The sequence below is a fragment of the Pseudomonas bharatica genome, assembly GCF_048586865.1.
Taxonomy (GTDB): Bacteria; Pseudomonadota; Gammaproteobacteria; order Pseudomonadales; family Pseudomonadaceae; genus Aquipseudomonas; species Aquipseudomonas bharatica.
Genome location: NZ_JBMAWR010000011.1, coordinates 156,455 through 170,356, shown reverse-complemented (window position 1 = coordinate 170,356; position 13,902 = coordinate 156,455). Strand labels below are relative to the sequence as shown.

The 13,902-nt window shown below is 64.4% G+C and carries 16 protein-coding genes; 9 read left to right on the top strand and 7 right to left on the bottom strand.

Annotated elements, in window-relative coordinates; translation table 11 throughout:
• Positions 1–41 precede the first annotated feature (41 nt).
• From ACKLLE_RS14995 to ACKLLE_RS14985, 3 genes are all read right to left on the bottom strand, one after another.
• Positions 42–404, bottom strand: a complete 363-nt coding sequence (locus ACKLLE_RS14995; protein WP_009399573.1) for a YgaP family membrane protein — start codon at positions 402–404, stop codon at positions 42–44.
• Positions 405–471: 67 nt separating this feature from the next.
• Positions 472–942 carry an RNA methyltransferase gene (locus tag ACKLLE_RS14990; RefSeq protein WP_064301899.1) on the bottom strand — a complete coding sequence of 157 codons (471 nt, stop codon included), beginning with the start codon at positions 940–942 and terminating at the stop codon, positions 472–474.
• A gap of 60 nt (positions 943–1,002) precedes the next feature.
• Complete coding sequence (locus ACKLLE_RS14985; protein ID WP_009399571.1) at positions 1,003–1,377, bottom strand: YajD family HNH nuclease; 375 nt, start codon at positions 1,375–1,377, stop codon at positions 1,003–1,005.
• Positions 1,378–1,506: 129 nt separating this feature from the next.
• Here ACKLLE_RS14985 and ACKLLE_RS14980 point away from each other — a divergent pair, with 129 nt between their 5' ends.
• A complete protein-coding gene (locus ACKLLE_RS14980; protein ID WP_009399570.1) occupies positions 1,507–1,788 on the top strand; it encodes a hypothetical protein in 282 nt (93 codons plus the stop codon).
• Here the strand turns inward: ACKLLE_RS14980 and ACKLLE_RS14975 are convergent.
• Positions 1,785–3,842, bottom strand: a complete 2,058-nt coding sequence (locus tag ACKLLE_RS14975; RefSeq protein WP_420058384.1) for a S9 family peptidase — start codon at positions 3,840–3,842, stop codon at positions 1,785–1,787. The two genes, ACKLLE_RS14980 and ACKLLE_RS14975, sit on opposite strands and share 4 nt — an antisense overlap.
• A gap of 82 nt (positions 3,843–3,924) precedes the next feature.
• Here ACKLLE_RS14975 and ACKLLE_RS14970 point away from each other — a divergent pair, with 82 nt between their 5' ends.
• The 6 genes from ACKLLE_RS14970 to ACKLLE_RS14945 are packed head-to-tail and all read left to right on the top strand — an operon-like array spanning position 3,925 to position 8,118.
• On the top strand, positions 3,925–4,407 hold the full coding sequence (locus ACKLLE_RS14970; RefSeq protein WP_064301901.1) for a hypothetical protein: 483 nt from the start codon (positions 3,925–3,927) through the stop codon (positions 4,405–4,407).
• A gap of 14 nt (positions 4,408–4,421) precedes the next feature.
• A complete protein-coding gene (locus tag ACKLLE_RS14965) occupies positions 4,422–5,198 on the top strand; it encodes a class II glutamine amidotransferase (protein WP_009399567.1) in 777 nt (258 codons plus the stop codon).
• Between the two features lie 11 nt (positions 5,199–5,209).
• Positions 5,210–5,731, top strand: a complete 522-nt coding sequence (locus ACKLLE_RS14960; RefSeq protein WP_064301902.1) for a DUF2937 family protein — start codon at positions 5,210–5,212, stop codon at positions 5,729–5,731.
• 25 nt (positions 5,732–5,756) lie between these two features.
• On the top strand, positions 5,757–6,509 hold the full coding sequence (locus ACKLLE_RS14955) for a 5-oxoprolinase subunit PxpA (RefSeq protein WP_420058383.1): 753 nt from the start codon (positions 5,757–5,759) through the stop codon (positions 6,507–6,509).
• A complete protein-coding gene (pxpB, locus tag ACKLLE_RS14950) occupies positions 6,506–7,201 on the top strand; it encodes a 5-oxoprolinase subunit PxpB (protein ID WP_420058382.1) in 696 nt (231 codons plus the stop codon). The genes ACKLLE_RS14955 and pxpB overlap by 4 nt, the downstream gene beginning before the upstream one ends.
• Positions 7,198–8,118 (top strand): 5-oxoprolinase subunit C family protein, encoded by a 921-nt coding sequence (locus tag ACKLLE_RS14945; protein ID WP_420058381.1) that lies wholly within the window; start codon positions 7,198–7,200, stop codon positions 8,116–8,118. The genes pxpB and ACKLLE_RS14945 overlap by 4 nt, the downstream gene beginning before the upstream one ends.
• 88 nt (positions 8,119–8,206) lie before the next feature.
• On the opposite strand, the gene ACKLLE_RS14940 is transcribed toward ACKLLE_RS14945, so the two are convergent.
• The 3 genes from ACKLLE_RS14940 to ACKLLE_RS14930 form a co-directional block, all read right to left on the bottom strand.
• Complete coding sequence (locus ACKLLE_RS14940; protein WP_009399562.1) at positions 8,207–9,385, bottom strand: vWA domain-containing protein; 1,179 nt, start codon at positions 9,383–9,385, stop codon at positions 8,207–8,209.
• Positions 9,386–9,403: 18 nt separating this feature from the next.
• Positions 9,404–10,249, bottom strand: coding sequence for an AAA family ATPase (locus tag ACKLLE_RS14935; protein ID WP_009399561.1), 846 nt, complete (start codon positions 10,247–10,249; stop codon positions 9,404–9,406).
• A 137-nt stretch (positions 10,250–10,386) separates the two neighbouring features.
• Positions 10,387–11,460 (bottom strand): DUF748 domain-containing protein, encoded by a 1,074-nt coding sequence (locus tag ACKLLE_RS14930; protein ID WP_064301905.1) that lies wholly within the window; start codon positions 11,458–11,460, stop codon positions 10,387–10,389.
• A gap of 127 nt (positions 11,461–11,587) precedes the next feature.
• Here ACKLLE_RS14930 and cysK point away from each other — a divergent pair, with 127 nt between their 5' ends.
• Both cysK and ACKLLE_RS14920 read left to right on the top strand, forming a co-directional pair.
• Positions 11,588–12,562, top strand: a complete 975-nt coding sequence (cysK, locus tag ACKLLE_RS14925) for a cysteine synthase A (RefSeq protein ID WP_064301906.1) — start codon at positions 11,588–11,590, stop codon at positions 12,560–12,562.
• Between the two features lie 252 nt (positions 12,563–12,814).
• Complete coding sequence (locus tag ACKLLE_RS14920) at positions 12,815–13,750, top strand: aspartyl/asparaginyl beta-hydroxylase domain-containing protein (RefSeq protein ID WP_064301907.1); 936 nt, start codon at positions 12,815–12,817, stop codon at positions 13,748–13,750.
• Positions 13,751–13,902 lie beyond the last annotated feature (152 nt).

Here is a 13,902-nt window from a genome sequence, read left to right as displayed (position 1 = left end):
ACCTGTGGGAGCGGGTTCACCCGCGATGAGGCCCTAGAATCTCAGGGTTTTGGACTGACCAGCGAATCGTTCCCGGTCACGGTGGCACTCTTGGTCGCCGCCTCCGCCGCATCCTTCAACGACTTCAGCTCGCTTCCCGTGCGCTCGATCTTCGCCCGGATCCCGTCCAGGTCCTGGCGTCCCTTCTCCAGCAGGCTTTTCGCCGAACAATGCCCGGTGACCCCGCGGGCCAGTACGGCGCCGCCAATGGCCATCTGGACCAGCCCGAACAGACCGCCACGACGCAGGCCCTTGCCCAGCATCACTACCCCGGTGAATACCGAGCCCGCTCGCTCCCAGCCCTGGACGTTGTGCTCGGGTTTGCTCTGAAAGGGCGTTGCCGGAATCTCTGGCTTCTGGCGCATGAGCGCTTCTCCTCTTGAGTGACGTGATAGTCAGCAGACCGCCGGCTTGCGCCCGGCGTTCAATCGCTTACTTGAAGCGCGGCCCGGAGCGGGTGTTCAGCCCTTTGGCCATGCGGTCGTAAAGCACGACGTTGACCGTGGCGGCCAGGTTCATGCAACCGTTGGTCGGGATGTAGATGGTCTCCTCGCACCAGGCGCGGACCTCGTCGTCCAGGCTGCCGTCCTCGGGGCCGAAGATGTAGATGGCACGGTCCGGATGGGTGTATTCCGGCAGGGGCCGAGCGCCGTCCACCAGTTCCACGGCCACCGGGGTACAGCCCAGGGGAATGATCTTCTGCAGGTCGTCGATGCCGATCAGCGGGATGTCGTAGTGAACCCGCTTGGTGTCGGTGACGAAGTCGCGAGCGCGTTCGTAGCGCTTGCCGGTGTAGAACACCGAGTTCACGCCATAGCAGCCGGCGGCGCGCATCACCGAACCGACGTTTTCAGGGGATTTGGGGTTGTACAGGCCGATGCAGCTGTACCTTTTGTTCGCCACGTGCCGGGCCCTTCGCAAAAAAGACGCGATTATACGGGCTCGGCGCGGCGTGCTGCGACTTCAGTCCTTCTTGTTGAGCATTCCGGCGAGGGCGGCGAAGGGGTTGTGCGTGGCCTTGGCGATGGATGGCGTGCTCAGCGAGCCTTCGCTGAAGTACTGCTGGTCGGTATAGCGCGAGTGCTCGTTGTCGTGGCAGTACAGGCACAGCAGTTCCCAGTTGGAGCCGTCCTGGGGATTGTTGTCGTGGTTATGGTCGCGGTGATGCACGGTCAGTTCGCTCAAGCGCTTGCCGGAGAACTCCCGGGCACAGCGGCCGCAGACATGCGGGTACATGCGCAGGGCTTTCTGCCGGTAGCCCCGTTCGTCGTCGCGCTTGGCGTCGGCGAGGATGCGGTCGAGCCGCGCGGTGGCAGCGGCGGAGGAGGCGTCAGTCATGTTCTTACCTGTTCAGGCTTGGGTTGGCACGGTTTCGCCGTCAGTTTAGCGCCAGTACCGCTTCCTGGGCAGGCAATCCGCTACATGGCGGAGTAGTCTGTATGGCATGACCTCGACCAGGAGCCCTGCATGCGTCTGACGAGCATCCTGCTGTATTGCGTCGCCAGCCTGGCTACCGCCCAAGCCGACGACCTGCAACCGCGCGTGATCGCGCCGGTGCCCGGGGCGCCGGGTACCGCGACGCCCACGCCCTATCCGCAGATCACCCCATCGATGCCACCGAAGGCCGGCGACGGCAGGCCGGGCGGCCCCTTGCTGCCGCCCATGCCATTGCCATCGCCGCCCAAGGATCAACCGCTGCCGGGGCTGATGCCGACGCCGGACAAGACCATGGACAAGACCAAGGACTAGGCGCTCGCCACACCCAGCTCGTTCAGCACGAAGGCGTACTCCAAGGCCACGTCGCGCAGGCCCTGGTAGCGGCCGCTCATGCCGCCATGGCCGGCGCCCAGCTCGGTCTTGAGCAGCAGCGGATTGCCGTCGGTCTTGGTGACCCGCAGCTTCGCCACCCACTTGGCCGCTTCCCAGTACTGCACGCGGCTGTCGTTATAGCCAGCGATCACCAGCAGCGACGGGTAGGCCTGGGCCTTCAGGTTTTCGTAAGGCGCGTAGGCCTTGATCCGCTCGTAGACCTCCGGCTCCTGGGGGTTGCCCCATTCGTCGTATTCGGTGACGGTCAGCGGCAGGTCCGGGTCGAGCATGGTGTTGAGTACATCGACGAACGGCACCTCGGCAATCGCCACCTTGAACAGCTCGGGACGCAGGTTGAGCACCGCGCCGATCAACAGGCCGCCGGCGCTGCCGCCGCTGATCGCCAGCTGCCTGGCGCGGGTGATGCCGGACGCGATCAGGTGTTCGGCGCAGGCGATGAAGTCGCTGAAGGTGTTGGCCTTGTGTTCCTGCTTGCCGGCGCGGTACCAGGCTTCGCCCAGCTCGCCGCCGCCACGCACGTGGGCGATGGCAAAGGCCACGCCGCGGTCCAGCAGGCTCAGGCGGGCATGGGAGAACCACGGATCGAGGCTTTCGCCGTAGGCGCCGTAGCCGTACAGGTAGAGCGGCACCGGCTGGCCAAGGTCGCTGCGACGCTGGACCAGGCTGATCGGCACCCGCGTGCCGTCGCTGGCCTGTGCCCAGAGACGCTGGCTGACATAGGCGTCGGCATCGAACTCGCCAAGCACCGGCGTTTGCTTGAGCACCACCTGCTCGCCAGTGGCCAGGTCCAGCTGGCGCACCTGGGCCGGGCGGTTCAGGGCTTCGTAGCGCAGGCGAATGCGCGTGCTGGTGAACTCCAGGCTGTCCTGTACGTACAGGCTGTAGGCAGCGTCCGGCAGTTGCACCCGGTAGGCCGGCAGCCCGCAGGGACGCACTTCGATGATCGGCAGGCCGCCCTCGCGCAGGCTCAGGGTCAGGGCGCCGGCATTGAGGGTCAGGCCCTCGATCATCACCGTGTCGCTGTGGGGCACCAGTACCTGCCACAGCTCGCGGGTGGGCACGCGGTCACCGGGAGCGTGATAGAGGGCGAAGTTGATGCCGTCCTGGTTGCTGCGCACGAACCAGCGCCACTCACCGTCGAGCTTGCCGTGGTCGGCGTCGTATTCATGGCCTTCGACCCGTGGCGCCAGGCAGGCGAACGTGCCGTCCGGGGTGTCGGCATCCAGTACCCAGGCTTCGCTGGTGGTCTTGCTGTTGAGCGACAGCAGCAACTGGCGCTCGGAGCTCGAGCGGTAGCAGTGCAGGAAGAAGCGCCCGTCGTGTTCCTCGAAGACCGGCTCGGCCTTGGCGCTGCCGAGGCGGTGGCGGTGCAGGCGGAAGGGCCGGTGGGTGTCGTCCAGCTCGGTGAAGAACAGGGTCTGGCTGTCGTTGGCCCAGGTCATGCTGCCGTCGCAGTCGTCGAACGGCAGTTCGCTGATCGCGCCGCTGGCCAGCTCCTTGACGTACAGGGTGTAGATCTCGTCGCCGCTGGTATCCAGGCTGTAGGCCAGGCGCTGGTGGTCCGGGCTGACATTGAAGGCGCCCAGGCTGAGGAAGCCGCCGGCAGCCAGTGCGTTGGGGTCGAGCAGCAGTTCCTCGCGGCTTTCGTCCACCGTGTTGGAATCATCGGCCGGGCGCGGGCAGCGATAGTGTCGGGCGTATTCGTCGCCGGCGGTGGTGCGGGTGTAGTACAGATACGGGCCCCAGGGCGAGGGCAGGGACAGGTCGGTTTCGAGGATGCGGCCCTTGATTTCCTCGAACAAGGTTTCGCGCAACCCGGCGTGGCCGGCCAGTTGCGCCTCCTGGAAAGCGTTCTCCGCCTCCAGGTAGGCCATCACCTCGGGAGCGTCGCGTTCCTGCAGCCAGGCATAGGGATCCGCGCCTTCGCCCCGGCGGGCGATCGGGGCGGACAGGGCTCGGGCGGAAGAGGACATATGCGGTTCCTTGGCTGGGGGGCGCCTGCGCGCGGAAAAATCGCTATCATAAGCGCCTGTTTGCCTACCTACCACGGACGCCATGACCGAAAACGACTATCTGTTCGCCTGGGGCCTGTATGCCCTGGCCGCCCTGGGTTGCCTGTGGGTGGGCTTTCGCCTGACCGGCTGGATGTGGCGCTGGCTGCGCGAGCCGCTGCGGGTGTTGCTGGCCGTGCTGCTGTTCACCCCGACCATCGTCGATCCGGCCAAGGACATCTTCGCCCCGGCCATCGCCATCAGCGCCCTGGACCTGGCCTTCAAGGTCGGCAACAACGTCTGGCGCGCTGCCGCCGACCTGGCGATGTACGGCATGATCGCCTTCGCCCTGTACCTGATCTTCGTCGCCATCCGCATGCCCCTGGAGGCTCGCGCCCGGGCGCGCCGCGAACGTGTTGAAGCTGCGAAGAAGCGCGAGGCCGAGGAAATCCTGGCCGAGCCCGCCGATAGCCGTGCGCGCTATCGCGACGAGCCACCCGAGGCGCCGTTGGGCGGGGCGCGCCAGCGTCTCGAACCACGTCTGTAACTGGAGGCCCGAGCATGTGTGAACTCCTGGGCATGAGCGCCAACGTCCCCACCGACATCGTTTTCAGCTTCACCGGCCTGATGCAGCGTGGTGGCCGTACCGGCCCCCACCGTGACGGCTGGGGCATCGGTTTTTATGAAGGCCGCGGCCTGCGGGTATTCCAGGACCCGGCGGCAAGCTGCGAATCGGAAGTCGCCAGCCTGGTGCAGCGCTATCCGATCAAGAGCGAAGTGGTGATCGGCCATATCCGCCAGGCCAACGTCGGCAAGGTCTGCCTGTCCAACACCCACCCCTTCGTCCGCGAACTCTGGGGGCGCAACTGGTGCTTCGCGCACAACGGCCAACTCGCCGATTTCAATGGCCTGACCAGCTTCTACCGGCCGATCGGCGACACCGACAGCGAAGCGGCCTTCTGCGACCTGCTCAACCGCATCCGTGAAGCCTTTCCCGAGCCGGTGGACGTCGAGCAACTGCTGCCGGTGCTGGAGCAGGCCTGTGCCGAATACCGTGGCAAGGGCGTGTTCAACTGCCTGCTGAGCGATGGCGACTGGCTGTTCTGCTTCTGTTCGACCAAGCTGGTGCACATCACCCGGCGTGCGCCATTCGGCCCGGCGCGGCTCAAGGACGTGGACATGATCGTCGACTTCCATGCCGAAACCACGCCCAACGATGTGGTCACGGTCATCACCACCGAAGCGCTGACCGAAAACGAAACCTGGAACCGCTACGAGCCCGGCCAATGGGGCCTGTGGCGCAAGGGCGAATGCATCGCCAAGGGCCAGACCCGCTAAGGACGAGCCAAATGCTGAGAAGCTACCTGCGGTTGATCCTGTTCACCTGTGGTCTGTTGCTGGGCGTCCAGGTGCCCGGCCTGGTCAATGACTACAGCCAGCGCGTGCAAGCCCACCTGCTGGAGTCCCGCGAGGGCCTGAAGGGCTTCCAGCAGACCGCCCAGCGTTTCTTCAACGGGGATCTCCAGGCCCTGGTGCGGCATTACCGCGCCAGTGACGACCCGGTGTTCCAGAGCGATGCCGAGAGCATCGACAGCCTGGTCGCCCGCAACCGCATGTTGGAAAGCGAATGGCAGGCGTTGCAGGCCGGCTGGGCCAGTCGCACCTGGCATGTGCTGACCCAGCCCGACCCGGCGATCCGCGAGGAAACCTTCAAGGGCTACAGCTACCAGATTCTGCTCACGCCCGAGGCCGCGGCCTGGGGCGTGGGCTGTGCGCTGATCTTCGCCTTGGTGGTGGAGAGCATTCTGCTGCTGATCGGCTGGGTGATCATGGGTGGCCGGCGCAAGGCCGTACAGCCAAGCTGGCGTTAACTTCATCTCTTCAACGGAGCCCGCCATGAGCCGTCTGCTATTGAACTGCGATATGGGCGAGAGCTTCGGCAACTGGACCATGGGTCTGGACGCCGAGGTCATGCCCTTCGTCGATTGCGCCAATATCGCCTGCGGCTTCCATGCCGGCGATCCCGGGATCATGCGCCAGACCGTCGCCCTGGCGGTGCAGCACCAGGTGCGGATCGGCGCCCACCCGTCCTACCAGGACCTGGCCGGTTTCGGCCGCCGCTCCATGGCCTGTAGCAACGAGGAAATCCGCGACCTGCTGCACTACCAGATCGGCGCGCTGGACGGCATCTGCCGGGTCCAGCGCACGCACTTGTCCTATGTCAAACCCCATGGTGCGCTGTACAACGACATGATGGCCGACCACCGCAAGCTGCGCGCCGTGCTCGAAGCCGTGGCCGCCTATGACCCGCCGTTGCCGCTGATGCTGATGGCCACGGCCGACGATACCGTTGCCCGGGCCCTGGGCGCTGAAATCGGTGTGCCGCTGTGGTTCGAGGCCTTCGCCGACAGAGCCTACGACGCTGACGGCCATCTGGTTTCCCGCCGCCTGCCGGGGGCGGTGCATCACGACCCGGCACTGATCGTCGAGCAGGCCCTGCGCCTGGCTCGTGGCGAACCGCTCACCGCCATCGACGGCAGCGCCGTGACGCTGCACGCCCAGACCGTTTGCGTGCATGGCGACAACCAAAGCTCGCTGGCCGCCGTGCGCCAGATCCGCCAGGCCCTGGATGCCCTGAAGACGCCATGAAGCCAAGGATCGAAGCGGTCGCCATCGACTGCCTGATGCTGCGCCTGTTCGAGTCCATCGACGAAGCCCACATGCCCTGGATGCTGGCGGCCAGCCGGCGCCTGCGGCAGGTGTTCGGCAAGCGCCTGGTGGAACTGGTGCCGTCCTACACCACGCTGATGATCCAGTTCGATTGCTCGCCTGGCGAGGCGCGCAGCCTGATCGGCGAAGCGTTGCGCGATCTGCAGCCGGACAGTGGCGGGGCAGGGCGGCGCATGGACATTCCGGTGTGGTACGACGCCAGTGTCGGCCCGGAACTCAAGGTGCTGGCGGCGCGTTGTGGCGTTGCGCAAAGCGAGATCGTCCGGCGGCATACCGGGCGCGAATACCAGGTGTTTGCCCTTGGTTTCGCACCCGGTTTCGCCTTCATGGGGTTGGTAGAGGAATCCCTGGCCTCGCCCCGCCTGGCGACGCCGCGCAAGCGCGTAGCGGCGGGCAGCGTGGGGATTGCCGAGCGGCAGACGGCGGCCTATCCGGCCTTGTCGCCGGGGGGCTGGAACCTGATCGGGCGTACGCCCGCTGCGCTGTTCGACCGTGACCGTGATGGCTACAGCCTGTTGCAGCCGGGCGACCGGGTACGTTTCGTGGCTATCGGGCGGGATGAATTCATCAGGCTGGGAGGTGACGACTCGCCGCTGGAGGAACAACCATGAACCACCTGCGGATCGAGGCCAGCACGCCCCTGTGTCAGCTTCAGGACCAGGGCCGTTTCGGTGTACGTCATCTTGGCGTGACGCAGGGCGGCGCGCTGGACTGGGTGTCGGCGCGCTGGGCCAACTGGCTGCTGGATAACCCGGCGCAAGCGGCAGTGGTGGAAATCACCCTGGGCGGTTTTGCCGTGGAGGCCGAGGCGGATTGTGTTCTGGCCCTGGCCGGCGCGGACCTGGACGCGCGGATCGACGGCGAGCCGCTGAAACCGTGGCGCAGCTTTGCATTGCGCAAGGGGCAGCGCTTGCAGTTCAGCCAGCCGTTGCTCGGTGCCCGGGCCTATTTGGCGGCGCCGGGTGGTTTCGATGCGCCCCGGGTGCTGGGCAGTTGCGCAACCGTGGTTCGCGAGCAACTGGGTGGGCCGGATGGCACAGGTCGTGCCTTGGTCAAGGGCGATGAGTTGCGCTTTGCAGGGGCGGCGGCGGGGCGGGGGGGCGTGCCCGAGTTGCTGCGTCCGCCACTGGAAGGCGAGGCGTGCCTGGACCTGGTGATGGGCGCGCAATTGGGCGAATTCAGCGGGCAAAGCCTGTTCGATGCGTTCAACAGCCCGTGGCAACTGGACAGTCGCGGCGATCGCATGGGCATTCGCTTGCTCGGGCCGGCCTTGCGCTATCAGGGCAGGCCGATGATCTCCGAGGGCATCCCGCTGGGCGCGGTGCAGGTGCCGCCGGACGGGCAGCCGATCGTGTTGCTCAACGACCGGCAGACGATTGGCGGGTATCCGCGGTTGGGGGCGTTGACGCCGTTGGCGCTGGCGCGGCTGGCGCAGTGCTTGCCCGGGGAGCGGGTGAGGGTCAGGGCGGTGGTGCAGGAATTGGCCTGGGCTGAAATGCAGGCCTGGCTCAAGAGGTTTGCTGGCTGATAGGGCCTCATCGCTGGCAAGCTCCCACAGGTTCAGCGATCCCTGTGGGAGCTGGCTTGCCAGCGATGAGGCCCTCAAGAACACCCTCCTACTTGGAGAGGAACCTCATACCTTCCTCCAACCCGCGCAAGGTCAGCGGATACATGCGGTCCTCGATCAATTCGCGGACGATGTTGGTCGAGGCCGTGTAGTTCCAGGTGTCCTTCGGATACGGGTTGATCCAGATAAGCTTCTTGAATTTCTCCATGAAACGCTGCATCCACACATACCCGGCCTCTTCGTTCCAGTGCTCGACGCTGCCACCCGGCTGGGTGATCTCGTACGGCGCCATGGCCGCGTCACCGACGAACACCACCTTGTAGTCGGCGCCGTACTTGTGCAGCAGGTCCAGGGTCGAGGTGCGCTCCGAGGTGCGGCGCAGGTTGTTCTTCCACACCGATTCGTAGACGAAGTTGTGGAAGTAGTAATACTCGAGGTGCTTGAACTCGGTCTTGCAGGCCGAGAACAGTTCCTCGCAGATCTTCACGTGGGCATCCATCGAGCCGCCGATATCGAATAGCAGCAACAGTTTCACGCTGTTGCGTCGCTCCGGGCGCATCTGGATGTTGAGCAGCCCGGCGTCGCGGGCGGTGTGGTCGATGGTGCCGTCGATGTCCAGCTCGTCCGCCGCGCCCTGGCGGGCGAACTTGCGCAAGCGGCGCAGGGCCAGCTTGATATTGCGCGTGCCAAGCTCGACCTGGTCGTCGAGGTTCTTGTACTCGCGCTGGTCCCAGACCTTGACCGCCTTGCCCTGGCGCTTGCCGGCCTCGCCGACGCGGATTCCCTCGGGGTTGAAACCGCCCGAGCCGAACGGGCTGGTGCCGCCGGTGCCGATCCACTTGTTGCCGCCGGCATGGCGTCCCTTCTGTTCTTCCAGGCGCTTCTTGAATTCTTCGATCAGCTTGTCCAGCCCGCCCAGGGACTGGATCTGCGCGCGCTCTTCATCGGTCAGTTGGCGCTCGAACTCCTTGCGCAGCCAATCCTCCGGAATCAGCGCCTCCAGGTGCTGGTCGAGGTTTTCCAGGCCCTTGAAGTAGGCCGAGAAGGCCCGGTCGAACTTGTCGAAATGCCGTTCATCCTTGACCAGGATCGCCCGCGACAAGTAGTAGAACTCGTCCATGTCGGCGAAGGTGACGCGCTTTTGCAAGGCGTTGATCAGGTCGAGCAGTTCGCGCACCGACACCGGCACCTTGGCGGCGCGCATTTCATTGAACAGATTGAGCAGCATGGCGTTCGCCCCCTGGCCTCAGCGGTTGCCGCGGCGGCTCATGAAGGCCAGGCGTTCGAGCAGTTGCACGTCCTGTTCGTTCTTCACCAGGGCACCCGCCAGCGGCGGGATGGCCTTGGTCGGATCGCGCTCGCGCAGCACGGCCTCGCCGATGTTGTCGGCCATCAGCAGCTTCAGCCAGTCGACCAGTTCGGAGGTGGACGGCTTTTTCTTCAGGCCCGGGACCTTGCGCACGTCGAAGAACACGTCCAGCGCTTCGCTGACCAGGTCCTTCTTGATGTTCGGGTAGTGCACATCGACGATCTGCTGCAGCGTCTCGCGATCGGGGAAGGCGATGTAGTGGAAGAAGCAACGGCGCAGGAAGGCGTCCGGCAGCTCTTTCTCGTTGTTCGAGGTAATGATGATGATCGGACGCTGCTTGGCCTTGATGGTTTCGTCGGTCTCGTAGACGTAGAACTCCATCTTGTCGAGTTCCTGCAACAGGTCGTTGGGGAACTCGATATCGGCCTTGTCGATTTCGTCGATCAGCAGGATCACCCGCTCCTCGGATTCGAAGGCTTCCCACAACTTGCCCTTCTTCAGGTAGTTGCGCACGTCGTGGACCTTGTCCACGCCCAGTTGCGAGTCGCGCAGGCGGCTGACCGCATCGTACTCATAGAGGCCCTGGTGGGCCTTGGTGGTGGACTTGATATGCCAGGTGATCAATTTGGCACCGAAGGAGGCGGCCAGTTGCTCGGCGAGCATGGTCTTGCCGGTGCCCGGCTCGCCCTTGACCAGCAGTGGCCGCTCCAGGGTGATCGCCGCGTTGACCGCCAGTTTCAGGTCGTCTGTGGCGACGTATGCGCTGGTGCCTTCGAACTTCATCTGTCCATCCTCATGAATACGGATGCCGGGAATGATCCATCCGGCAGAAAAATGTCATACGCGACTATACCCGCCGCCCTACACAGTGGGAACGCAGACGGCCCATTCAGTCTCTGAATGGGCCGTCACTCGGTGACTCAGTCAGACTTGGGCGCGGAACGCTCGTAACGTGCGTTGAAGGCCTGAATAAAGCCGTTGCGCAGGATCTGCAGCACGGCTTCGAAGGCGCTGACATCGCTCTGGTGCACGCTGCCGGACAGTTCGACCCGGGTGGCGAACTGGTTTTTCGGCTGGTTCTTCAGCACCGTCTCGGTGGCGCCGACCAGTGCTTCCCAGACCGAGCGGAAAATGTTCTTGTCCTTGTTCTCCACGTCCTGTTGCCAGTCGAACACCTCGACATCGCGCAGCAGCGGCTTGATATAGCCGGTCAGGCGGCCTTTCTCGGCCTGGGCCTCGATCACCACGTCGCCGTGGCCGGCCTTGAAGTCGAACTTGCCATAGGCGCTGGCGAAATCGTTGAGGCGGCGCAGCTGGATGTCGGTGGCCCGCAGGCGGAACTGGAAATCCTCGAAATTGCTCAGCGGATCGAAGGTGGCCTGGCTTTCGACAGGCGCATCGCCCACCAGCAGGGCCTTGCCGTCGAAGGTGGCGTCGCGCCGGCCTTGCTTGTCCACCACATTGGTCAGGTTGTGGATGCTGGCGTTGAGCTGGGTGGCCTTGAGGTCCACCGCCGGTTTGGAGTTGTAGTTGCGGAAGGTCAGGGTGCCGTCCTGGATCAGCACCTCGTTGAGGGTGATGGGCAGCAGTTTTTCCAGCTGTTGCCGCCAGTTGGTGCCCTGGCCGGTCTGCGAGGCCTGCTTGCTGCCGCCGTCGACGAAATTGAGTTCGGGGTTGAGGAAGGTCACTTCGCCGACCACGGCATGGTCGTACCACAACGAATGCCAGCTCACCGACAGGTCGATCACCGGTGCATCGAGCAACGGCACCGGCACCTTGCCTGTGGTCTTGACGATGGTCAGGCCGTTGATCTTGTAGGCTCCGCGCCACCAGGCCAGGTCAACGTCGGCGATCTGGCCGCGATAATCGCCCATGTCGGCAAGCTTGCCGTTCAGGTAGTCGCGCACCAGCCAGGGCAGCGACAGGTGCAGGGCCAGCAACAGCACGAGAAGGCCGGCCAGCGTGGTCAAGGGCCAGCTATAGCGACGTTTCATCGGAGTCTCCAGGTCCCGGATGAAAGGTTGACCGCGCTCGCTTGCATGGAGTTCGACCGGGGTAGACGCACCCCCATGGCAGGCTTACCCTTGGTTTTTTAGCTCGGTGCCAAAAGGACCTCCTGCCATGAGCCGTATCTTCGCTGACAACGCCCATTCCATCGGCAACACGCCGCTGGTGCAGATCAACCGCATCGCCCCGCGCGGGGTGACCATCCTGGCCAAGATCGAAGGGCGCAACCCGGGTTATTCGGTCAAATGCCGGATCGGCGCGAACATGGTCTGGGACGCCGAAAGCAGCGGCCGGCTCAAGCCGGGCATGACCATCGTCGAGCCGACTTCGGGCAACACCGGCATCGGCCTGGCCTTCGTCGCCGCCGCCCGTGGCTACAAGCTGCTGCTGACCATGCCGGCGTCGATGAGCATCGAGCGCCGCAAGGTGCTCAAGGCGCTGGGCGCCGAACTGGTGTTGACCGAGCCGGCCAAGGGCATGAAGGGCGCCATCGAGAAGGCCAACGAGATCCTCGCCAGCGATCCGCAGAAATACTTCATGCCGGCGCAGTTCGATAACCCGGCCAACCCGGCGATCCACGAGAAGACCACCGGTCCGGAAATCTGGAACGACACCGACGGTGCGGTGGATGTGCTGGTGGCGGGCGTCGGTACCGGCGGCACCATTACCGGGGTGTCGCGCTACATCAAGAACACCCAGGGCAAGGCCATCCTGTCCGTTGCCGTGGAGCCGATCGCTTCGCCGGTCATCTCCCAGGCCCTGGCCGGCGAGGAGATCAAGCCCAGCCCGCACAAGATCCAGGGCATCGGCGCCGGTTTCGTGCCGAAGAACCTCGATCTGTCCATCGTCGACCAGGTGGAAAAGGTCAGCGACGACGAGGCCAAGGCCATGGCCCTGCGCCTGATGCAGGAAGAAGGGATTCTGTGCGGGATTTCCTGCGGCGCGGCCATGGCTGCCGCCGTGCGCCTGGCCGAGAAGCCGGAAATGCAGGGCAAGACCATCGTGGTGATCTTGCCGGACTCGGGCGAGCGCTACCTGTCGAGCATGCTGTTCAGTGACTTGTTCACCGACCAGGAGAACCAGCAGTAAGAGCGCCGCGTAACCTTGTGGGAGCGGGTTTACCCGCGATTACGATAGTGGATTCACCGACGCGATCGCGGGTGAACCCGCTCCCACAAGGTGCGCGTCGCGCTGTTGATCCCCGGCAATGCCCTGTTGCCGGGTTTGTTGCAAAATCCCCAACACTGTCTATCAGGCCCCGGTTGTTCTTGCCTGGGCCTGTTCGGTTTATCATGGCCAATTTCCGGCCCTGAGCCTGAACGAGACTTCCAGGAGCATTGAATGACTTTTTCCTTTGTCGCCAAGGCAGGCGTGCTGCTGCTGTTCTTCGGCAGCGTCCTGTTCGTGCACCTGCGCGGCAAGGCCCGGTTGCCGGTGCTGCGCCAGTTCGTCAACCATTCGGCGCTGTTCGCCCCCTACAACTCGCTGATGTACCTGTTCTCCGGAGTGCCGTCCAAGCCGTACCTGGACCGCGAGCGCTTCCCTGAGCTGGATGTACTGAAGAACAACTGGCAGACCATCCGCGAAGAGGCCATGCACCTGTTCGACGAGGGCTATATCCGCGCCGCCGAGAAGGACAACGACGCCGGCTTCGGTTCGTTCTTCAAGAAGGGCTGGAAGCGCTTCTACCTGAAGTGGTACGACAAGGCCCTGCCGTCGGCCGAGCTGCTGTGCCCGAAGACCGTCGAGCTGGTCAACAGCATTCCCAACGTGAAGGGGGCGATGTTCGCCCTGCTGCCGGGCGGCAGCCACCTCAACCCGCATCGTGACCCGTTCGCCGGTTCGCTGCGCTATCACCTGGGCCTGACCACGCCGAACTCGGACAACTGCCGCATCTACGTCGATGGCCAGCCGTACGCCTGGCGCGACGGCGAGGACGTGATGTTCGACGAAACCTATGTGCACTGGGTCAAGAACGAAACCGACATGACCCGGGTGATCCTGTTCTGCGACGTCGAGCGGCCGCTGAGCAGCCCGCTCATGACCAGGATCAACCGCAAGGTCAGCGCCTTCCTCGGCCGTGCCACCGCACCGCAGAACACCGATGACGAGCGGGTCGGCGGGATCAACCAGGCCTATGCCTGGAGCAAGAAGTTCAGCAATGTCATCAGCACGCGGGTGAAAGCCTTCAAGCGTGCCAATCCCAAGGCTTACCGTGTGCTGCGGCCGGTGCTGGCGGTGGTGGTGGCTTACTTGCTGTACCGCTGGTTGTTCTGACGACACGGACCCTGTGGGAGCGGGTTTACCCGCGATTGCGTCGGTGAGTTCACTACCGTAATCGCGGGTGAACCCGCTCCCACAGGGTTTTACGTCGCTTTCCAAGACTTGCACTATCAAAGTGCCAGGCCTATAGTCCTGAGCCTCTACAT